This window comes from Pseudomonas sp. FSL R10-2189 (assembly GCF_009600325.1).
GTDB lineage: Bacteria > Pseudomonadota > Gammaproteobacteria > Pseudomonadales > Pseudomonadaceae > Aquipseudomonas > Aquipseudomonas helleri.
Window position 1 is genome coordinate 283,122 of sequence record NZ_WIVZ01000001.1, and the last position, 21,272, is coordinate 304,393.

Here is a 21,272-nt window from a genome sequence, read left to right on the forward strand (position 1 = left end):
GGATCAACCCTAACCATTGCGTCAGAGGTTGGCAAGCGGCCTGAAAAACATTAGGAGAATTGCGCGTTTAAAGCAAAAAATCGAATTTATATGGCGCCTTCAGCTATAAGTAGTGAAAAAAATTGTTCAGATAATGCGTGAGGCATTCATCTTGTGCTGCAAAAGTATTTCGCTAGTTGCCCAAACCCGGCCAGCTAACGGACTGGCCGGTTACTGCTCTAGGTCCGGCAAATAAAGCCCTGTGTGAGACCGTACGGCGGTGTGTTCTGGACGCCTCCCACAAAGGTCAAGAGTTTGCCCTCGGCCCGTGCATTGGTGAGGGCCAGGGATAAGGGTGACAACGGGTTTTTATTGATCATAAGAGTGACCGCATCCTCCAGCTCGATGACAAGCGCCAGCTCCGCTCCGACCGCCCTGTGCAACTGCATGAAGTTGATGGTTTGCATACCTGATCGCCTGAACACCAACTCACTGACCCCGGGGATGTCCGCATAAATGGTGTAGCCGAGCCGCTGAAGCAGGCTACGCATGACTTCATTGAGTCCAGTGGCAGTGCTCAGTTTTAATAAATCGCCGGCTTTCAATGAGAAGTCGATCCGGTCAAACCAGGTCGGTGAAGCTCGTGTTCGAACCAGCAACGTTTTAGGGCGAATGCCCAAAGCTGGCGTCAAGAGGGCCAAGGGATCACGCAATGCTCCGGAGCCATGTGTCAAATGGCCGGTAAACCAGCCATACAACGTTTCGGTCAACGTGCGCATACGGGTTTGTGTGAGCAACCAAGTGCTGCTGTCGGACAACATAAAAAGACGCTTGGCCACTACCTGTGCAGAGTCTGGCGTCAGGCCCGGCAGAGACTTGAGGACGTAATGCCAGATCGGTTTTTGCAGCAGCGGCTCCTTGACCGCCCACGCTCCTCTCTCAAATTCGGCCAGGCGCGGTTGCAAGTACTTGTTTTTCAAGAGCAGCTTTTCCAGTTGCTCATAGGTCGAGATCACCTGACCAGGCTTTTTCAGGTACACCTGTATATCCAGTGGCAGGTTGCCCTGAGGCAAAATGTCGAACCACTTACTGTCTTTTTTAATCACTCGAAGATTAGAGCCGCTGCCTATTTCAGAAATAGGCGGATTCAGGCTGACCGAGGTATAAGTTTCGCCGGGAGCCGATCGGGCCCAGTTTTGCCATTCGCTGCTGCTGACGGTGCCCGGTGCGTAAGTGCCGCTGGAGGGAACCGGTTGAGGCGGTCTAGGTTGTACCGGCTCATCATCCACAATGGGGCGCTTGCGCTTGTTGCTTAACGGGACGGCGCTCGAAGTGCCGGGCGCAGGGGTGAGGGCTTGCGCTGGGGCACCATCTAGCCCTGGCTTGAGATAGTGCTGGGCCCACCGGGGCAGCTCTTTATGCTCTAGCAGGAACTCGGCCAGATAAAGTTCCATCTTGTCTCGGCGAGGTGCAGGAAAGTTGTATTGGTCGAGCAGTTTTTTGGCTTCATCAAGGCTGAAGCGTGGAAAAGCCTCACGTACCTTGAAAGTGGCCAGCGAATATTTTCCGCCCCCAAGCACGCTCAACTTCGGTGTGCCGATACGCCACAGACCATCCGTGCCCTGACGAATCGCAGAGCGGTACCAAGCGCGCGGGCGACGCATATCGATTACCCGCCAAGTCAGGCGGTCCGCGTCATACACCACCTGAAACCAGTGCTTTTGCTGCTGGATAAAGTATTGGGAGAAACCGCCATGTTTCGGCGTCCTTTCATAGATGCCTGCATAGGCGCCGTCTGTGCGCTTGGTCAGCCCTTCGACGCCCTGTTTGTAGGCCAATTTCGAATGTAAGGCCAAGGTACCTTTCGCGGGTAATTTGGCGAGAGCGGTTCCAATGTCCACCCCGGCATCCACCCAGCGTTCAATCATGCCGACAAAATGCCCAATCGCTTCACTCTGATTGCCGCGTTTCAACGCATCAAAGCCATGCCACATCTCGGTCAAACTGCGCCCCAGAGCAATCATGGCCGTGACCTTAAATGGCAGGATAATCGTGACGATATCCACCGCTGTTTCTATGCCGCTCCACACGGCCAGGCGGTTGCTTTCTGTGGTCGACAGGCTCAAGGCATCTGCGCTGGCCAAGGCATGCTCGATCTCGGCCAAACAGGTTTTCTCTATGAAGTTACCGGTAATCGCGGTGTCCCGAACATTGGCTGCTCTGAGCCCTTCAGTCACCAGTAGTTGGACTCGGGCCTGAGTGCCTTCGCTGACGCGTCCAACCAGATAACCGGCCATTTCAGGGGCATTGAGGAATTTATTCGCCATGTGCGCGCGATTTTCAAACTCGCGAAACCGCTTGCCGTCAGGTGCTTCAGGGGTATAGACAACCAGGGCGCTGATGGACGACAGCGGTTGCCGTGTGATGAGGTTCAATTCCAAAGGTTCAGGCGCATAAGCCCCTGAAGGCGGTGCCGGGATAATCAGTACCCCGCGTACCGTGGCCTCACCGATCAGCAATTGATGAACCTTAAGGCGATGCCCTTCAACAATGGCGGGTTGCTCAGAGTTATCAGCCTCATTGAGAACGGCCTCAACCCAGCGATAACCGCGGTCCAGGCGATCTGGCGAGAAGTCACCGGAAATCTTCGCTTCAAGTGCATCAACGCGCATCTGGGCGATCAGCAATTGAGCGGCAGTATCGCGACGAGAGAGGGCTTGGGGGGACTCGATGAACCGGTCCCGCAAGAAGGCTTCATAGCTATCGCCGATATTGACCGTGCGAACGATGTGCTTGATTTGCGCAGCGCTCAACGCGTCCATCCGTGGGCCATTGGCGCTGCCCGTTGTTACGGTGGCGGTCAATGCGTAGTCAATGTCCAGGCTACCGACGTTCTCCAGGGCCAGTTGCGACAGTGTTCGGGACGTACTGACCAGCCTGATGGACGGGCCGGTGCGCGACAGGCTGTTCACGGCCGTGTAGGACGACGTGCCATACGCACTGATCGGGATAATGGGTCCAGAACCGCGCTCGGCCACCGTTGTGGTGATAAAGACGGTGTCCGGGTCAACGATCAGGCCATATTCTGCCTGGATGTAGTTCTGCAACTGATCGTGGGCGTAGCGCAGCAAAAACGCTCTGTCGCCATATTGATGGGCTGAGGGCTCGCCATTGTCGTTGGCAATGAAACTGAGGGTTCGGTAATGCGCAGCCGCCTCAAACCAGGCCTGACGGTCAGCATCGTTGGCTTTAAGCAGCCATTGGCGGGTCTTTTTTCCTAAAAACTTGGCGATACGTGCATTGAGGGCGCTCGCCTGTTTGAAGCGTGGAGCGTAGTCCAGCACATACTCCAGGTGGTCACTCAACTGGGCGGGCGAAACCGTTTTGGCTAACGACAATGTGTGTTCCAGGTTGGCTTGACGCTGATCGTCATGCACCTTGAACCAATACTCAAACACTGAGCCGTGAATCTCCTTAAACGTGAATTCAAGAGAAGTTTCAGCCTTTTCAGACAGCGCCTGAACCCGCATCAGATCAGTGGGGGACAAGAGCTCCAGTAATGATTCGAATTCAGCGATTTCCGTGTGACGCCGGTTCAGTTCGATCTCTAATGCCTGCAGCGAAGCAAAGCCCTGCAAACCACCTGAAGCGGTGTACAACACAGCCTCACCGGCATTGGCTTTGGCGTTGATCTCAACTTCTGTCGTTTTGTCAGAAAGGCGGGTTATGCCTGAAGCGTCAACGGTTGCGGATCCGTCGCGTGCGGTCATCACCCAGGCTCCGGCAAACGCAATCGGCGGTTCTTTTGATTCGTCCTTGAGTGTCAGGGCGTAAATAGCCGGGCGCGAACTGATCGGGAGCGCAGCCCGGGTGCTCAGCGAGGGGTAACGCACTACATGATTGATCAGTTGCACCTGGCCCGGTGTCAGCGTGGCATCGTGGGACAGCAGTTCGGTTTCAGCCTTAAGCACTTCTTTGAGCTTGTCGAGCAGCCAGGACTTGCGCGATTGAGTGCCGGTTTGGCTGCTTTTATCCTGCCAAAACTGCGCTGTGTGGGTCTTGCAATCACTGGCAAAAAAAAGTCGCGCACGGGATATAAATGTCTGCAAATCCCCCACCGTCACAGTGGCGGGCGAGGTGTCATCCACGACCTTAAGCGTGGCCTTCAGCAGGTTGTACTCCGGCGCATGGCCGTCACACAGCGCTTGTAGCAGGATATCCAGCACACCGGTGAGCTGCGTATCACCCTCTTCACTGATCAGCAATTGCTCAGGATCAAGCGTCTGCGTGGCGTGGGTAAACGTCGCCTTCAGCTCGCTGTGTATGAATGAGTGGAGGGTGGGTTGTACAGCCAGCAGGGTCTGGATCTGAGTGTCGATTTGCACCCATTTATTGATACGGTCTTGTTCGTCCTGGGCGCTGACCGCAATCAGGTCGGCGCTCAAGTCTTGGGATAAATGAAATACATCACTCATGGGTTACACCTCACAGAGAAAGTTGTGAGGAGTATCTGCCCCGGCTTGACTGCGCCTGACATACATAACTAGTGCGGGGAGGTTTGCTCACGAGCAGTGACCAAACCCCGCGTATTCGCTAAGGCTGAAAGGCCCCGATAAAGATCGCCGGGTCTACCCGGGCGTCGTTCAGGCTGACGTTCCAGTGCATGTGTGGCCCGGTGGCGCGGCCGGTTGAACCGACTTTGCCGATCACATCGCCGCGCGCCAGTTGCTGGCCGAGCTTGGCGTCGATTTTCGACATGTGGCAGAACATGCTGATAAAGCCCTGCCCGTGATCGACAAACACGGTGTTGCCATTAAAAAAGTAGTTGCCGATCAGGATGACTTTGCCGGCGGCCGGGGTTTTGATCGGTGTACCTGCGGGCACAGCAAAGTCCAGGCCCGCATGGGGGTTGCGCTCTTCGCCATTGAAGAAACGGCGCACGCCAAACTTGCTCGACAGCGGGCCATTGACGGGCTTGTCCAGCAGCAAGTTACTGGGCGTGTTCGGGCTGAAGGTGCGGTACGCCTTGATCTGTACCGCCAACTCGTTGTCGATGCGTTTGAGGTCATCCGGGTTGGGGTTGACCTGGCGCTGGTTTTTCAGGGTGATGTGCTGCTCGGGGTACTTCTTGTTGCCCACGCTGAAGTTCAGGTTTCGGCCGTTGGCATTCAGGGTTTGCGTACCCGGCTTGACGGTCAGCGGGATGCCGACAATGGCGCGCCAGGTGTCTTGCTCTTTGACTACCAGCACCGGTTTGCCGTCGTATTTGGCCTCTGGGCGTTGCGCGTCGGTGCCCAGGTCGATCACTGCCACGCCACCCGGTACTGGCTTGTTGAGCAGTCGGGTGATGTAGCTGTCGGCGGCCGAGGCATTGAAAGCAAGGCACAGCAATAAAGCAGCAGTTAAAAAGCGTGGCATCAGCTCAATCCAGTAAAGAAAGGGTCACGGGTGTCAGGTGGTTGTCTTCAACCCGCACCTGCAATTCGCCTTCGCCCAGTCGTGCCTTCAGGCGCTGGCCATTGTGGGTCTGTTCGGCGCTGCGAATGGCATTGCCGCGCTCATCGAGCAAAATGCTGTAGCCGCGACCCAAGGTGGCCAGCGGGCTGACCACGTGCAGGGTTTGCATCTGGCTGTGCAGCGTCAGGCGACGGGCCTTGAGGCCTTCGCGCATCGCCCGTGGCAAGCGTTCAGCAAGGCTGTCCAGGCGCTGGCGGAGTAAGGCTAGCTGACGACCCGGATGCTGCGCTGACAGGCGTGTTTCGAGACGTATCAAGCGCTCACGGCGGGTATTGAGGCTGCGCTCAAACGCGCGGCGCATGCGCATGTCCAGGTCGTCGAGGCGCTGTGCCTGCTGGCGCAGCCGTTCGCCCGGATGGCGCAGGCGTCGTGCCAGGCCATCAAGGCGCAGGCGGTCGCGCATCAGGCGGTCGCGGATACGCATGACCAGTCGGCGCTGCAGGCTGTCGACACGGTGTTGCAGGTCGCTGGCATCCGGCGCCAGCAATTCGGCCGCAGCAGACGGCGTCGGCGCCCGCACGTCAGCAACAAAGTCACTGATCGACACATCGGTTTCGTGCCCGATGGCACTGACGATCGGCGTCACACAGGCGTCCACTGCCCGCGCAACGGCTTCTTCGTTAAAGCACCAGAGGTCTTCGAGCGAACCGCCGCCCCGGGCCAGAATCAAAGCGTCAAAGCCCCGCGCATCGGCCAGCTTTAGCGCCCGTACGATTTGCGCGGTGGCTTCGCGGCCCTGCACGGCAGTAGGGATGAGGGTCAGTTCTACTTGCGGTGCACGGCGGCGGAACACGCTGATGATGTCGCGGATCACCGCCCCGGTTGGCGAACTGATGATGCCGATGCGCTGCGGGTGAGCCGGCAGCGGGACTTTGCGATCGGCACTGAACAAGCCTTCGGCGCTGAGCTTTTCTTTCAGGGCATCAAAGGCCAGGCGCAATGCGCCGTCACCAGCGGGCTCGACGGTATCGAGGATCAACTGGTAATCACCGCGCCCTTCAAACAGCGACACCTTGCCGCGTACTTTGACCGCCAGGCCGTCTTTCAGCGCCTGGCGCACCCGTGCGGCGTTGTTGCGAAACAACGCACAGCGCACTTGGGCACCGCTGTCTTTAAGGGTGAAGTAAATATGCCCAGACGCCGGGCGGGCGAGGTTGGAGATTTCGCCCTCGACCCAGATATTGCTGAACACGTCTTCGAGCAAGACCCGCGCGCGGCCGTTGAGCTGGCTGACGGTCAGGACTTCCCGGTCGAGATTGAGTCGTGCAAAGGGATCTTTAATCATGCCGGCCATCATAAGGGCGGATTGTTTTGACTGCACCTGCTGGTTAAAGTCCGCGCTCCAAAAATAAGGAAGCGCAGCAATGGATTTGCCTTTTACCGGCGGTGAGTGGGTATTGATTGAGCTGGCTGTGGCGCTGGCTTACATCGTGTTTGGCGTGGCGGGGTTTGGTACGGCACTGGTGGCCGGGCCCATTTTGATCCTGTGCCTGCCGCTGTCGAAGATCATCCCGCTGCTGGTGCTGCTGGATTTCGTCGCCGCCTTTGGTAACTGGTTGCCCGCCCGTCGTGACGTGTCTCGCCCGGAGTTGCTGCGCTTGCTACCGTGCATGGCCGTGGGTTGCATCATCGGCGTGGTGTTCTTGCTCAACCTGCAATCGGACCTGTTGCTGCTGTTGATGGGCGTGTTTGTCAGCGCCTATGCGGTGTACAGCCTGGCGGTAAAAGTGCGGCCCCGCCAAGTGGCGGCGGGGTGGGCGGTGCCGACCGGGGTCATAGGCGGGTTATTTGGTGCGCTATTTGGTAGCGGCGGCTTTTTATACGCGCTGTACCTGAATGCACGGCTCTCCAAGGACGCTGCGCGGGCCACGCAAAGTGCGTTGATCAGTTGCAGCACCGTGGTGCGTTTGAGCCTGTTCGTGATCGCGGGCGTGTACACCGATGGCGAGTTGTTATGGTTGGCCGCCTTTCTGTTACCGGCCATGGCGCTGGGGCTGTGGATAGGGCGTAAACTGGCGATCAAATTGTCCCGCGAGGCCTTTGTCCGGCTGGTGACCTGGCTGGTGCTGGCCAGCGGCGTTGCGCTGATTGCGCGCTACTTGAGCGCTTGACCACAGAATTATCCTTTCCGACACCTCGTGGGAGCGGGCTTGCTCGCGATGTAGACAACTCGGTTAGCCAGACCCACCGCGCAGATTCCATCGCGAGCAAGCCCGCTCCCACGGGTGATAGATTTCTTTTTTCTTATATGTGCCGTACCCATGAATTCGCAAAGCATCATCGTTCCTAAAATCTCCACCTTGCCGGTCCATGAGCCGCGTGCCCGCGCGATCGTGCGCTGGCTGGTGCGTAAAAACATCATTGAAGAAGAGCTCAGCACATGCGGGCGCAATGGCAGCGCCATGGCCTATGCCATCGCACCGGGTGCCGCCAGCGTGGTGTTGCACCCTGAAGCGCTGCCGTTTGGCCACCCGATCAACGGTCTGGAGATCATCACCAAGCGTTGCATCTACACGCCGGTCAAAGGTTTTCTGGAAGAAGCAGGCTGCGCCGAGTGCCGTAAGGAAGTCGGCGAGGCGTTGTTCGACAGCCTAGAAGAATGGATGCCAGGGCACACGGACAACTTTGTTTGCCCTTTGTGTGGCCATGAAGACGACATCAATGGCTTTCTGTTTTTGCAGCCGTGCGGCTTCTCCAACCTGGGGTTTATTTTCAATAACTGGGCCGAGGCGGGATTCAAACAGAGCTTCATTGACGAGTTTGCCGACTGGCTGGATCAGCCGGTGGCGTGGGTCAAAGTCGAGTTGTAAGGGCTTTTTCTGCCTCGCGGGTCAATAAATCATGGCTTTTAGCGCAAAACTCTCTAAAGGTTTCCGTTGAGAGCCACAGGTGTTTTGAGTACAATGGCGCGCTTCCATTTTCCCGCTCGGGAGCCCCAGCGATGCTGCGTATCAGCCAAGAAGCACTCACCTTCGATGACATCCTTCTCGTTCCCGGTTATTCCGAGGTTCTTCCGAACGAAGTCAGTCTAAAGACTCGTTTGACCCGTGGCATTGAACTGAATATTCCGCTGGTCTCCGCCGCAATGGACACCGTCACTGAAGCCCGTCTGGCAATCGCCATGGCTCAGGAAGGCGGCATCGGCATCATCCACAAGAACATGACCATCGAGCAGCAAGCTCACGAAGTGCGCAAGGTCAAACGCTACGAAGCCGGTGTGGTTAAAGAGCCCATCACTATCGAAGCTGACGCCACGGTGCGTGAACTGTTCGAATTGACCCGCCAGCACAATATTTCCGGCGTACCTGTACTGCACAATGGCGACCTGGTCGGCATCGTGACGTCCCGTGACGTGCGCTTTGAAAGCCGTCTGGAAGCCACCGTACGTGAAGTGATGACGCCTAAAGAGCGTCTGGTCACGGTCAAGGAAGGCGCCGACAAGGACGAAGCCCGTGAACTGCTGCACAAGCACCGCATCGAGCGCGTGCTGATCGTCGACGACAGCTTTGCCCTCAAAGGCATGATGACCGTCAACGACATCGAAAAAGCCAAGGCGTACCCGCTGGCCAGCAAGGATGACCAAGGTCGTCTGCGCGTAGGCGCTGCTGTCGGTACTGGCAAGGACACCGAAGATCGCGTCACAGCCCTGGTGGCTGCTGGCGTTGACGTGGTGGTAGTTGATACCGCCCACGGTCACTCCAAAGGCGTGATTGACCGCGTACGTTGGGTCAAGCAGAACTTCCCTGAGGTACAGGTCATTGGCGGCAACATCGCCACTGGTGCTGCGGCTTTGGCCCTGGCAGAAGCTGGCGCTGACGCCGTTAAAGTCGGTATCGGCCCAGGCTCGATCTGCACCACCCGTATCGTAGCCGGTGTTGGCGTTCCGCAAATCAGCGCGATTGCCAACGTGGCCGCAGCCCTTGAAGGCTCGGGCGTACCGTTGATCGCCGACGGCGGCATCCGTTTCTCGGGTGACCTGTCCAAGGCCATCGTTGCCGGTGCTTCCTGCGTCATGATGGGTTCGATGTTTGCCGGTACTGAAGAAGCACCGGGCGAAATCGAACTGTTCCAGGGCCGTTCGTACAAGGCTTATCGCGGCATGGGTTCGCTGGGAGCGATGTCGCAATCCCAGGGTTCTTCCGACCGTTACTTCCAGGACTCCTCCGCGGGTGCCGAGAAGCTGGTGCCGGAAGGCATCGAAGGTCGCGTGCCGTACAAAGGCTCGCTCACCGCGATCATTCACCAACTGATGGGCGGTCTGCGTTCCTCGATGGGTTACACCGGCAGCGCCGACATCGAGCAAATGCGTACCAAGCCTGAGTTTGTGCGCATCACCGGCGCTGGCATGGCTGAATCCCACGTCCACGACGTGCAGATCACCAAAGAAGCACCTAACTATCGCGTAGGTTGATAGTGGTCGCATCCGGGCTCCAACCCGGGTGCGATACGAATTAAATCACCGGGGCTGTTTGATTCAGCCCCGTGTCGTTTCTGAAATTTATCGAGATTTAGTCATGTCCCTCGACATTCACGCCCACCGCATCCTGATTCTGGACTTCGGTTCTCAGTACACCCAGTTGATCGCCCGTCGCGTTCGTGAAATCGGTGTTTACTGCGAACTGCACCCGTTCGACATGGACGACGCAGCGATCCGCGAATTTGCCCCTAAAGGCATCATCCTTGCCGGTGGCCCGGAGTCTGTACACGAAGCCAACAGCCCGCGTGCCCCGCAAGCGGTATTTGACCTCGGCGTGCCGGTTTTCGGTATCTGCTACGGCATGCAGACCATGGCTGAACAGCTGGGTGGCAAGGTTGAAGGTTCCGAGCTGCGTGAATTCGGTTATGCCCGCGTAGACGTGGTCGGCAAAAGCCGCCTGCTCGACGGCATTGAAGACCACATCGACGCTGACGGCCTGTTCGGTCTGGACGTGTGGATGAGCCACGGTGACAAAGTCACCAAAATGCCATCCGACTTCCACGTTCTGGCCAGCACCCCGAGCTGCCCGATTGCCGGTATGTTCAACGACGAACGTGCTTACTACGGCGTGCAGTTCCACCCGGAAGTGACCCACACCAAGCAGGGCGGTCGCATCCTGTCGCGCTTCATCCTCGACATCTGCGGCTGTGATGCGCTGTGGACGCCGTCGAAAATCGCGGAAGACGCCATCGCCACCATCCGTGCCCAGGTCGGCACCGACAACGTCCTGCTGGGCTTGTCCGGCGGTGTTGACTCTTCGGTAGTAGCAGCGTTGCTGCACAAGGCCATCGGCGACCAACTGACTTGCGTCTTCGTCGACAACGGCCTGCTGCGCCTGCACGAAGGTGACCAGGTGATGGCCATGTTCGCAGAGAACATGGGCGTTAAAGTGATCCGCGCCAACGCTGCCGACCAGTTCCTGAACAACCTGGCTGGCGAAAACGACCCCGAGAAAAAGCGCAAAATCATCGGTCGCACCTTCATCGACGTATTTGATGCCGAGTCCAACAAACTGGACAACATCAAGTACCTGGCGCAGGGCACCATCTACCCGGACGTGATCGAATCGGCTGGCGCCAAAAGCGGCAAAGCCCACGTCATCAAGTCGCACCACAACGTAGGTGGCTTGCCGGAAGAAATGAACCTCAAGCTGGTAGAACCCCTGCGCGAGCTGTTCAAAGACGAAGTCCGCCGTCTGGGCCTGGAACTCGGCCTGCCGTACGACATGGTCTACCGCCACCCATTCCCGGGCCCGGGCCTGGGCGTGCGTATTCTGGGTGAAGTGAAAAAGGAATACGCCGACCTGCTGCGTCGTGCTGACCACATCTTCATCGAAGAACTGCGCAAAGCCGACTGGTACCACAAAGTCAGCCAAGCCTTCGTTGTGTTCCAGCCGGTTAAATCGGTTGGCGTTGTAGGCGATGGCCGCCGTTACGCTTGGGTAGTTGCCCTGCGTGCCGTCGAAACCATCGACTTCATGACCGCGCGTTGGGCTCACCTGCCTTACGAACTGCTCGAAACCGTGAGCGGTCGCATCATCAACGAAATCGAAGGCATCTCGCGCGTTACCTACGACGTATCGAGCAAGCCACCGGCGACGATTGAGTGGGAATGATCCCCTCTAAGTGATAACCAAAGGCCCGCATCACTGCGGGCTTTTGGTTCCTGCGTACTTCTCCAATCACCGCCGACCTTCACACACCGGTGATTCGCCAATGCGGCCTTGCTTGCACAGGTCCAAGTTATCCCTGCGCTTGAACCCCGCGTCCTTCATGCAGTAGAACCGCGTCAGCACAACATCAATTGGTGAGGTGTCGCCCACGCCATCAAGGTTGGTATACCCGCAAGCACGCATAGCGTTGTCGACGCCCGCTTGGGTGACGCCCTTTTTGTACCACTGCGTGTAGTCCCCGGGCGGCGGTTGAAAGCCTCTGCCTGTGCAGCCGACCAGTAACACAGCGCAAAAACTCAGCAACAGGTACTTCGTGCTCATAGCGCTAATCCTTTAGGGTTGAGCTCGGATAAGGTGTGAAGCTCCCACAGCGTACAGGGAACTTTCCTTCAGCAAATGGTTCAATACGGTCCTTCTCTTAACGTGTTCAAGGATCGAATGAAAAGTTATCTGGCATTTCCGTTAGCCATCGCACTCGCTGTTGCGATGACCGGTTGCAGTAGCCGCAAGGCGGGTGATCTTACTTCAGCACCGGTGGTGCCACTGGTCATGAATGATCATCAAGCCAGCGTGACGTTCCGCACCATCGGCGGTGAGGGCGATCACCCGGTCAGTTACATGTACGGGTATACCAATATTGGTATTGATAGCGCAGGTGACCGGGTTTATGACACGGCTTACTTCAAGCGCATACCGGCGTATCTAAAGCGAATGGCCGGTGGCACTGACAGCATCAGCAAGCTGGTCGAGGCTGACAAAACGTTATACGTAGAAGGGCAGGTCAAGGCCAAGCAGTTCACCTTCAACGGTATCCCCATGCCGACACCGTTCGACAAAGAACAGCCCGTTGCGCAGCAATTCACACCACAAGCCCAGAAGAGTTACGTGGTAGAAACCGTGATCGCCGACACTTGGGTTACGAGCGTGTATGAAGTGTCTACAACTGGTGAACGCAAAGCCGTTGGTGTTCCGGCTAAAGCTGCCACTGCCAAGTAATCGCTCCGTGATGCAACCACGTCAAAGCCCGCTTAATTGCGGGTTTTTGCTTTCCGGCGTCGCGCTCTTTTACCCTCCTTTCATACATAACCTGTACAAATCGATAATTTCGTATAAGTTTTCAAGGCGTCCATTGAGTGCTCTGGAGGTCTCGCATGGTTATGCCGATGGACCGCTTGACCCGCTGCGTGATCTGCCTTGCTGTGCTGCTCCAGAGCGCAGAGCTACTGGCGGATTGGCGTGAGGATTTACCCGATGCTCACCTTCTGGGTAGCGGGGAGATGCGCATGTTCGGCTTCTCGATTTACAACGCGCGTTTCTGGAGCCCGCGCCAACCGTTGGGTGCCGACACGCCTTTTGCGCTGGAGCTGACCTACAGCCGTGCGATCAGTCGCGATGATTTGGTCGAGGCCAGCCTCAAGGAAATACGCCGTCTCACCCCGGGTTCTCTGAGCCCGGAGCTGGCGGCGCGCTGGGAACGGGAAATGCAGCAAGCGTTTGTCGATGTACGCCCCGGTGACCGCATCACCGGTGTGTATATGCCGGGCGAGGGCGTGCGTTTTTACGTCGGCGACACGTTGCAGCATGTGGTCAAGGATGATGCGTTCGCCAAAGCTTTTTTTGCGATTTGGCTGGCCCCGCGAACCCGCAACCCGCAGTTGCGTGCCCAATTGCTGGGCGAGGCCAAACCTTGAGATGGGCCCGCATCGCAGCCTTCGTGCCTCGTCAGCGACTACAACGGGCCGGGTGCCCGGCCACCCAGTGCAGCGCGGGCATCAGTATCGCCCAAATGAATGCGAGTACTACAAGGCTGGGCCAAATACCCAGCGGCAGGCCTACACCTGCCACCGTCGCGCCGCCCCAATAGGAGAACGGCCCCGCGACAGCGCCCAGCAGGCTGCCAAGCCACCATGGATGTTTTGTCCAGTTCAGGCTGTAGTTCAAAGTGCTGGCGAAAAGCAGCCAAAGCAGCGCCAGCCATAACGGCAGCACCACGGTGCCCCCGGCAAAGGTGAACAACCCGAGGTGCATCAGCGCGCTGTCCAGCAGCCAACCGCAGGCTGCCACCCGCAGCACGCCGCGCCACTCATTGAAAGCCTTTGCCACCCACCCCAGTTGCAGCGCCAGACAGGCGATTGCAATCAGCAACAGCCAGGGGCGTTGAGCGCCCCACACACACGCGAACCATCCCAGTTGGAAAAGCCCGGCATTCAGAAACAGCCGGCCACGCCCGTTCAGGCTTTTAGCCCATAGGGCTGCGGCCTGGCGCCAGGTTTGGCGAGCAGCAGATGCGCGGTGCCGATGCTGCGCTCCAGAAAACCGCCTTCGCAGTAGCACAGGTAAAACTCCCACAGGCGATAAAACGTCTGGTCGTAGCCCAGCGCTTCCAGGCTGTGCTGGTTGCTGCGCAGGTTGTCGTGCCACAGGCGCAGCGTGCGTGCGTAATCCAGGCCGAAGTCTTCCATGTGATGCAGGTTCAGGTCGGTGTCGCGGCTGATGGTGCTCAGCATGGCGGTCACCGAAGGCAAGGCGCCGCCGGGGAAAATGTAGCGCTGGATAAAGTCGACGGTTTTTTTCGCCTGCTCGTAGCGCTGGTCCCGAATGGTGATGGCCTGCAACAGCATCAGCCCGTCATCGTTGAGCAGGTGGGCGCACTGTTTGAAATAGGTGGGCAGGAAGCGGTGGCCGACGGCCTCGATCATCTCGATGGAGACCAGCTTGTCGTAGGTGCCCGTCAGATCACGGTAGTCCTGCAACAGCAGGGTGACGCGGTCTTGCAGGCCCAGTTCGGCAATCCGTTTCTGGGTGTACGCAAACTGCTCATGGGACAGGGTCGTGGTGGTGACTTTGCAGCCGTAGTGGGTGGCCGCGTACAAGGCCATGCTGCCCCAGCCCGTGCCGATTTCCAGCAGGTGGTCGCTGGGCTTGAGGTCGAGTTTTTCGCAAATGCACGCGAGCTTGTTCAGTTGAGCCTGTTCGAGGGTGTCGTTGGCGGAGCGGAACATGGCCGCGGAATACATCATGGTCGGGTCGAGCAGTTTTTCGAACAGCGCGTTGCCCAGGTCGTAGTGCGCTGAAATATTGCGTTGCGACCCTTGGCGCGTGTTGCGGTTGAGCCAGTGCAGGGCTTTTGCCACCGGGCGGCGTAGCAATGCCAGGCCGCGCTCCATGTCATCCAGCACGTCGAGGTTGGCCACAAAAATGCGGATCACCGCCGTCAAGTCGGGGCTGCTCCAATACCCATGGATATACGCCTCGCCCGCACCGATGGAGCCATTCAAGGCCACCATGGGCCAGAAGGCCGCGTCATGCACTTCGAGTGTGCCGTGCAGCTCCGCGCCGGGTTGGCCAAAGCTCAGGGGCTCACCGTCGACCGTGACCAGCAAATGCCCGTGGCGCAGTTGGGCCAATTTGCGCAACACGCCTTTTTTGAGCAGACGTGCGCCTAGTCCATTGGCTGCAGAATCACCGGTACTGGTGGGGTTCAGACTAGGGTTTGTCATGGCGAGACTCCAAGTGGGCGGTGCGCTGTTCACCGTTGGCGGCTTCATGGGAAAACACGGGCGTGCGTTTAAGCAGCAGGCGCAGGGCCTGCCAGTAAATGGCGAGTACGGTTTTGCCGGTGATCCAGGGGAACTCCAGCAGGTGGCGATGCAGGCTGTGGCGCGTCAGTTCGATGCGCTCCAGGCCCATGCCCGCCTCAAAGACTTTTTGTTCGCCCTGCCAGTCCTGCATGGTCACGTTCAGCTGTTGCTCCGGCGCAGAGAAACGCATGCGGTACTCCAGGTCGCGAGGCAGAAAGGGCGAGACATGAAAACTCTTAGGTACCCGGTGGCTTGACTCACCGCTGGCGTGGGTCGGCAGCACGTAGTGGTAGCGTTCTCGCCACGGGGTGTTGCTGACTTCGCAGAGGATGGCGGCCAGGCTGCCATCAGCTTCGAAGCAGTAAAACAGACTGATGGGGTTGAACGATAAACCCCAACTGCGCGGCTGCGTCAGCAGGCAGATACGCCCTTGTGGGGCGTGGCCCAAGGCCTGCTCGACAACCGCTCGCACGGCATCACTGAGCGTTACGCCCTGGCGCGTGGCGTGGGGCAAGTAGTCTGTTTCGCGGAAGGTAAATGCGCCCCAGCGCGATCGCCCGGCCAGCCACGACAGGCCCAGCACCTGCGCTTGCTCGGCAAGGTCGAGGTAGAGCATGCCCATGCGGTAGCGAAATGCGTGGGCGCGCGGCAGCAACCGACGGTGGCTGACCCAGCCGCGGTAGAGCGCGCTGTTCATAGCTGTTCTCCGAACGCCGCCGCCACGCGCAAGCCGCTGACTACGCCGTCTTCATGAAAGCCGTTGGCCCAGTAGGCCCCGCAAAAGTAGCTGTGTTGCACCCCTTGCAGTTCTGCCCAGCGTGCCTGCGCCTGTACGCCTGCCAAGGTGTATTGCGGGTGGGCGTAGCGGTAGCGACCGAGGATGGTGCTTGGGTCAATCGCCTCGTTCTGATTGAGGCTGACGCAGAAGGTCGTGTCGCTCTGCAGCCCTTGCAGGATGTTCATGTTGTAGGTGAGCGCGGCGGGTTGCCGGGTTGAGCCGCCGAGACGGTAGTTCCAGCTGGCCCACGCCAGACGGCGGTTCGGCAACACACGGGTGTCGCTGTGCAGCACCACGTCGTTGTCGGCGTAGTGCAGCGCTCCAAGTATCTCGCGCTCGGCCTGGTTGGGCGCCGCCAGCAGGCTCAGGGCCTGATCGCTGTGGCAGGCGAACACCACGCTGTCAAAACGTTCAGTGCCTGCGGCGCTGTGCAGGGTGACCCCGGTCGCATCGCGCTCTACCTGCTGCACCGGGCAGTTCAGGCGGATGCGCTCAGCAAAGCTGGTGCTCAGCGCCGTCACATAACTGCGCGAACCGCCGCTGACCACACGCCATTGCGGGCGGTTAGTCGCTGACAGCAGCCCGTGATTCTTGAAAAAGCGCACAAAGAACTGCAGCGGAAAACCCTGCATGTCGGCCAACGACATCGACCAGATCGCCGACCCCATCGGGACGATGTAGTGATCGATAAAGCGCTGACCGTAGCCCTTCTGTTGCAGGTAGGCGCCGAGGGTGGTGTCGGCGGCGATGCGCTGTTCGTGCAGGTCGCGCAGGGCTTCGCGGTTGAAGCGCAAAATGTCGCGCAACATGCCCCAGAAGCCCGGCGACAACAGGTTGCGCCGCTGGGCAAACAGGCTGTTGAGGTTGTTGCCGTTGTATTCGGTGCCCGACTTCGGATCGCGCACCGAGAAGCTCATCTCGGTGGGTTGCGAGGCCACGCCCAGTTGATCCAGCAGGCGGATGAAGTTGGGGTAGGTCCAGTCGTTGAACACAATAAAACCGGTGTCGATGGCAAAGCGTTCGCCCTTCACTTCAACGTCAACCGTATGGCTGTGGCCGCCCACCCAGTCACTGGCCTCAAACACAGTGATGTCGTGCTGGCGGTTGAGCAGATAGGCGCAGGTCAGGCCGGAAATACCGCTGCCGATGATGGCTATTTTCATGAAGATTCTTCTGTGTCAGGACGCGCCATGCGTTTGCCCAGGGCCAATTGCAGGCGCTGAGGCAAAGCCGCCAGTAAGCGAAGGACGGCGATAAAAGGACCTGGGAAAGCGATTTCCAGCGGTCGTTTGTCGAGGCGGGTGGCGATGTAAGTGGCCGCTTTGTTCACTGGCCAGCGCATCGGCATCGGGAAGTCATTGTGTTGGGTCAGCGGCGTATCGACGAAGCCCGGGCTGACGACAGTGACATCGATACCCTCGTGGGCCACGTCGATGCGCAACGACTGAAACAGATAGCGCATCGCCGCCTTGGAAGCGCCATACGCCTCGGCGCGGGGCAGCGGCAGGTAGGTCACCGAACTGCACACGGCCACCAGATGCGGCCGCTTAGCCTTGCGCAACAGCGGCAGCGCGGCTTCCACGCAATAGGCCGCCGAAAACACATTGGCGCGCATCACGCGCTCAATCATGTTGGCCTCGAAGTGGCCCGCGTCCAGATACTCGCAGGTGCCGGCATTCAAGATGACCTGATCCAGATAACCCCAGACTTGCCCGATCTGTTCGCCGATGGCTCGAACCTGGAGCGGATCCGTCAGGTCGCCGGGTAGCGCAAGGACCTGTTGCGGGAACGCCGCGTGCAATGTCTCCAGGGCCTGGGCATTGCGCGCGCTCACGGCCAGCAAATGGCCCTGATTCAACAGGATCTCTGCCAGAGCAGCGCCAATGCCGCTGCTGGCGCCGGTGAGCCAGATACGCTTCATGCCAGTCTCCCTTTCAACCAGCCAATCGCGGGGCCCATCAGCGGCAGGTGCTCATAGAGCAGGGCGCCTGCATCAAAATAGTCGCGATGCTGGTAGACCTTCTCGTGCCATAACAGATGCGAGCAGCCAGCCACGTCTATGCGTTGGCCACGGCTCAGGCGCGGGTGCCGATAGTGCAAGGTCCAGCGCAGATACCCGCTACCGTCCTGCACCTGGTCATAACCGTGAAAGGTGAAGCCCAGCTCGCTGACGTTGGCGTAGAGCTGCGCAAAATAGGCTTGCAGCGCTGCCAGGCCGTGGATCTCATGCAGCGGATCCCGAAACTGAATATCGTCGCTGTACAGCTCATGGAGCGTGTGCAGATTGTTGGCATCCAGTGCGGCAAAACGGCGGGCGAAATCGTGCAGGAAGTCAGACACAGAGCCTCCCGCAACCCGATAGGTCGCCATGCCGGGCTAAGCGGCTGATCCCGAGTGGGGCGGTGTCTATGGCATCGAGCATCTGACTCCCTCCTTTTCTTGTACAAAGAAAATATCTTGTACAGGTTTTTAGAGAATAGGGAGCGTGTTGTACAAGTCAATTAATTTGTACAACTATTTGTGCGGCGGGGTGGTTTAGAAGTGAATAGAGGAGCGCTGCCGGTCGGGGCGCGATGTTTAAAAGATCGCGAGGCAAGCTCGCTCCTACAGTTGGTGTTTTGCTTATGTGGGCCGCAGTGTGTCTAATTACGGGCTGTGAGGCTTATGCGGAGATGCTGGCGATGACCAACAGGGTGTTCAACTTTCCTATCGATGCAACGATTCAGGCCATCGGTGGGCGCTGGAAGTGCGCGATTCTTTGTCACCTGATGGAAGGCCCCAAACGCACCGGCGAGTTGCTGCGCCTTATGCAGCCCTTGTCATCGAAGGTGCTCACCGAGCAACTCAAGGAGTTGCAGGGCGACCACCTGATCGACCGGGAGGCGTTCCCGGGCAAGGTGCCCAAGGTGGTTTACCGGGTAACCGAACTGGGTCGCACCTTGCAGCCGATTATCGAGGCGATGTGTCAGTGGGGCGCGCTGCATGCGGGCAACCCGCTGCCCGCTGAATCTGCAGCGCAGGTCACTGAGGCCTGACTCAGGCCGCTTGGGTCAGTTGGCGCAGGTAGTTCACGTACCCTTGGGCGTTTTCTTCCAGTTGCGTCAGGTCAATGTCGTGCTCGGCGCCATAAAACACCCATGGCTTTACGGCCAGCGCGTCGATGTAGCGAATGGTGACTTGGAGCGGTCGTAGCAGTTCGTCGAGGCTGTAGCGGTAGCGCCCGCTGTCCAGATAATCCTCTTGCTTGATGCCTGCCGAAATCGCCATGGCGATGCGCTTGCCGGCCAACTGGCGTTGCCCTTCTGCGTGGCCGTAAGCGAAGTCATGGGTCAGTACTTCGTCTTGCCATTGCTTGAGCAGTGGCGGGGTGCTGAACCAGTAAAAAGGGAACTGCCAGACAATCGAGTCATGGGCGCGGACCAGCGCCTGTTCGGCTTCTACATCGAGGGGGCCGCCATTCGGGTAGGCGTCATAGAGGCGGTGCACAGTGACCTCCAAGTCACTGGCCGCCAGGGCTTTCAGCCAGGCGTGGTTTATCACCGATTTATCGAGGGTAGGGTGGGCAAGAATGATCAGGGTGCGCATGGTATCGGGCTCCAGGGGTTGAGGCGCGCAATCTATGGTCGCCTCGACATTCCCACAAGTACGCACCTTTTTGTAACTACCCCGGCCCATGCCCCCTAAATCTGCTGGCGTTGCCGCCCAAAAAGCACAAACACCACCACCGCCAGCAGGGCGATGACCACGGCCGATGTGGTGAGCAGGACCGAGTGGGTACTCGAAAACGCCAGCTTGGCGGCTTCAATCAAGGCATTGCCCTGGACGGCAGGCAGTTCACCGGCCACCACGTAAGTGTCGCCAATGGATCTGGCGGCCCGCTCGGCAAGGGCTGGCGCCAGTTCAGCGGGCAGCGACAGGGTGCTGCCAAACACTTTGGACATGAACACCCCGAACACGGTGATGCCCAGGCCGGTGCCCAGCTCGTAAGCGGTGGCTTCCAATGAACCGGCCGCGCCGCCCTTGCTGGCGTCTACCGAGCCCATGATGGCGATCGACGAGGCGGTCAGGCCGATACTCAGCGCCAAGCCCAATACCGCGAGCATGGCCGGCACCGCAATGCCGGGGGCATTGAGATCAGCAAAGGCAAGAAACCCCAACGCCCCGGCAGACAGGGCCAGTGACAGGCTGGCGACCCCGCGCAAGCCAAAGCGGTTGGACAAATAACCAGCGACCGGCCCGCCCAGCGCGGCGGCGGCCATGATCGGGATCAGGAAGATCCCCGCCTGCAACGGCGTTTTGTCCAGCACGTATTGCAACTCCATGGCCAGGGTCAGCTCCACGCCTGCCAGCGCGCCGATGGTCACCAGCGCCATGATCATGCCGCCCAGCAGCGCCGGGTGGGCGAACAGCGACAGGTCCAGCATCGGCGTGGCAGAGCGCAGTTGCTGGCGTGCGAACAGCACCAGCAATGCAAGCCCGGCCGCCAGCACCAGCATGGCGAACAACAGCGATTGCGTGGCGCCGATACTGGCTTTGATGCCGTAAACCACGCCGATGATCCCGGCGATCAGCACCAGCGCCTGGCCGACGGCCCATTTGCCGGGTGTGGTGTGCTCGACGCGTGGCAACAGCACGAACACCACCGGGATCACCACCGCCATGATCGGGACGTTGATCAAAAACACCGACCCCCACCAGAAGTGCTCAAGCAGTGCGCCACCGATCAGCGGGCCCACCGCGGCGCCCGCCGCGCCCACAGTCCCCCACAGACCGAGGGCCAAGGCGCGTTCTTTTTCGTCTTCGAAGGTGCGGCGAATAATGCCCAGCACACACGGCATGATCATCGCGCCGCCCAGCGCTAGCAGCACCCGCGCGCCGATGAGCATGGCCGGCGTCGGCGCGAACGCGGCAAGCAACGAAGCCACCCAGAACACGCTCAGGCCATACAGCAGGATGCGCCGATGACCCACGCGGTCGGCAAGGGTGCCCATGGGTACCAGCAAACCGGCCATCAGCAGCGGGTAGATATCGATGATCCACAGAACCTGCGCCCCTGACGCGCCCAACGCCAGCGTCAGCGACGGCACAGCAATATGCAGAATGGTCATATCAATCACGATGGGCACAAAGGCCAGCATCACGGCGATCAGGATCAGCCAGCGTTTGGAGGCAGCAGTGGGCATGACTAAAGTTCTCGGTGGTCAGGTGTCAGGATGATACTGCGATCCCTGCCTGCGACTGTCGTAAGCAAATGTGAATAAGGGTAAC

The 21,272-nt window shown here is 59.0% G+C and carries 19 protein-coding genes; 7 read left to right on the forward strand and 12 right to left on the reverse strand.

Annotated elements, in window-relative coordinates:
* Positions 1-218 precede the first annotated feature (218 nt).
* The 3 genes from GHO32_RS01325 to xseA form a co-directional block, all read right to left on the reverse strand.
* A complete protein-coding gene (locus GHO32_RS01325) occupies positions 219-4,454 on the reverse strand; it encodes a dermonecrotic toxin domain-containing protein (RefSeq protein ID WP_153337859.1) in 4,236 nt (1,411 codons plus the stop codon).
* Between the two features lie 118 nt (positions 4,455-4,572).
* Complete coding sequence (locus tag GHO32_RS01330; RefSeq protein ID WP_153336943.1) at positions 4,573-5,397, reverse strand: peptidoglycan DD-metalloendopeptidase family protein; 825 nt, start codon at positions 5,395-5,397, stop codon at positions 4,573-4,575.
* Positions 5,398-5,401: 4 nt separating this feature from the next.
* A complete protein-coding gene (xseA, locus tag GHO32_RS01335) occupies positions 5,402-6,781 on the reverse strand; it encodes an exodeoxyribonuclease VII large subunit (RefSeq protein ID WP_178113822.1) in 1,380 nt (459 codons plus the stop codon).
* Positions 6,782-6,860: 79 nt separating this feature from the next.
* On the opposite strand from xseA, the gene GHO32_RS01340 reads away from it, so the two are divergent.
* The 4 genes from GHO32_RS01340 to guaA all read left to right on the forward strand — a co-directional run bounded on the left by GHO32_RS01340 (position 6,861) and on the right by guaA (position 11,588).
* Complete coding sequence (locus tag GHO32_RS01340) at positions 6,861-7,607, forward strand: sulfite exporter TauE/SafE family protein (protein ID WP_153337857.1); 747 nt, start codon at positions 6,861-6,863, stop codon at positions 7,605-7,607.
* A 150-nt stretch (positions 7,608-7,757) separates the two neighbouring features.
* A complete protein-coding gene (locus tag GHO32_RS01345; protein ID WP_153336639.1) occupies positions 7,758-8,306 on the forward strand; it encodes a sugar ABC transporter ATPase in 549 nt (182 codons plus the stop codon).
* A gap of 131 nt (positions 8,307-8,437) precedes the next feature.
* Positions 8,438-9,907, forward strand: a complete 1,470-nt coding sequence (guaB, locus tag GHO32_RS01350) for an IMP dehydrogenase (protein ID WP_048367064.1) — start codon at positions 8,438-8,440, stop codon at positions 9,905-9,907.
* Positions 9,908-10,010: 103 nt separating this feature from the next.
* A complete protein-coding gene (gene guaA / locus GHO32_RS01355) occupies positions 10,011-11,588 on the forward strand; it encodes a glutamine-hydrolyzing GMP synthase (protein ID WP_048367063.1) in 1,578 nt (525 codons plus the stop codon).
* 66 nt (positions 11,589-11,654) lie between these two features.
* Here guaA and GHO32_RS01360 read toward each other — a convergent pair whose 3' ends face one another.
* Positions 11,655-11,966 (reverse strand): hypothetical protein, encoded by a 312-nt coding sequence (locus GHO32_RS01360; RefSeq protein ID WP_153336640.1) that lies wholly within the window; start codon positions 11,964-11,966, stop codon positions 11,655-11,657.
* A gap of 117 nt (positions 11,967-12,083) precedes the next feature.
* Between GHO32_RS01360 and GHO32_RS01365 the strand changes: the two genes are divergently transcribed.
* Together GHO32_RS01365 and GHO32_RS01370 are read left to right on the forward strand one after the other, a co-directional pair.
* Positions 12,084-12,641, forward strand: coding sequence for a hypothetical protein (locus GHO32_RS01365; protein ID WP_153336641.1), 558 nt, complete (start codon positions 12,084-12,086; stop codon positions 12,639-12,641).
* Positions 12,642-12,802: 161 nt separating this feature from the next.
* Positions 12,803-13,336, forward strand: a complete 534-nt coding sequence (locus GHO32_RS01370; protein ID WP_153442727.1) for a chalcone isomerase family protein — start codon at positions 12,803-12,805, stop codon at positions 13,334-13,336.
* A gap of 31 nt (positions 13,337-13,367) precedes the next feature.
* On the opposite strand, the gene GHO32_RS01375 is transcribed toward GHO32_RS01370, so the two are convergent.
* From GHO32_RS01375 to GHO32_RS01400, 6 genes are read right to left on the reverse strand one after another with little or no spacing between them, the layout of a single operon-like run.
* Complete coding sequence (locus GHO32_RS01375) at positions 13,368-13,880, reverse strand: DUF2878 domain-containing protein (RefSeq protein WP_153336652.1); 513 nt, start codon at positions 13,878-13,880, stop codon at positions 13,368-13,370.
* Positions 13,877-15,145, reverse strand: coding sequence for a cyclopropane-fatty-acyl-phospholipid synthase family protein (locus tag GHO32_RS01380; protein WP_153336642.1), 1,269 nt, complete (start codon positions 15,143-15,145; stop codon positions 13,877-13,879). Before GHO32_RS01380 ends, GHO32_RS01375 begins: the two co-directional genes overlap by 4 nt.
* Positions 15,132-15,923 (reverse strand): DUF1365 domain-containing protein, encoded by a 792-nt coding sequence (locus GHO32_RS01385; RefSeq protein WP_153336643.1) that lies wholly within the window; start codon positions 15,921-15,923, stop codon positions 15,132-15,134. Before GHO32_RS01385 ends, GHO32_RS01380 begins: the two co-directional genes overlap by 14 nt.
* Positions 15,920-17,167: an NAD(P)/FAD-dependent oxidoreductase gene (locus GHO32_RS01390; protein WP_153336644.1), complete on the reverse strand. Its 1,248-nt coding sequence runs from the start codon at positions 17,165-17,167 to the stop codon at positions 15,920-15,922. The genes GHO32_RS01385 and GHO32_RS01390 overlap by 4 nt, the downstream gene beginning before the upstream one ends.
* Positions 17,164-17,925 (reverse strand): SDR family oxidoreductase, encoded by a 762-nt coding sequence (locus GHO32_RS01395; protein ID WP_153336645.1) that lies wholly within the window; start codon positions 17,923-17,925, stop codon positions 17,164-17,166. The genes GHO32_RS01390 and GHO32_RS01395 overlap by 4 nt, the downstream gene beginning before the upstream one ends.
* A complete protein-coding gene (locus GHO32_RS01400; protein WP_368668305.1) occupies positions 17,922-18,344 on the reverse strand; it encodes a nuclear transport factor 2 family protein in 423 nt (140 codons plus the stop codon). Before GHO32_RS01400 ends, GHO32_RS01395 begins: the two co-directional genes overlap by 4 nt.
* A 341-nt stretch (positions 18,345-18,685) precedes the next feature.
* Here GHO32_RS01400 and GHO32_RS01405 point away from each other — a divergent pair, with 341 nt between their 5' ends.
* Positions 18,686-19,039 carry a helix-turn-helix domain-containing protein gene (locus GHO32_RS01405; RefSeq protein WP_153336647.1) on the forward strand — a complete coding sequence of 118 codons (354 nt, stop codon included), beginning with the start codon at positions 18,686-18,688 and terminating at the stop codon, positions 19,037-19,039.
* 1 nt (position 19,040) lies between these two features.
* On the opposite strand, the gene GHO32_RS01410 is transcribed toward GHO32_RS01405, so the two are convergent.
* Together GHO32_RS01410 and GHO32_RS01415 are read right to left on the reverse strand one after the other, a co-directional pair.
* On the reverse strand, positions 19,041-19,589 hold the full coding sequence (locus GHO32_RS01410; RefSeq protein WP_153336648.1) for an NAD(P)H-dependent oxidoreductase: 549 nt from the start codon (positions 19,587-19,589) through the stop codon (positions 19,041-19,043).
* Positions 19,590-19,684: 95 nt separating this feature from the next.
* Complete coding sequence (locus tag GHO32_RS01415; protein ID WP_153336649.1) at positions 19,685-21,187, reverse strand: MFS transporter; 1,503 nt, start codon at positions 21,185-21,187, stop codon at positions 19,685-19,687.
* Between the last annotated feature and the right edge of the window lie 85 nt (positions 21,188-21,272).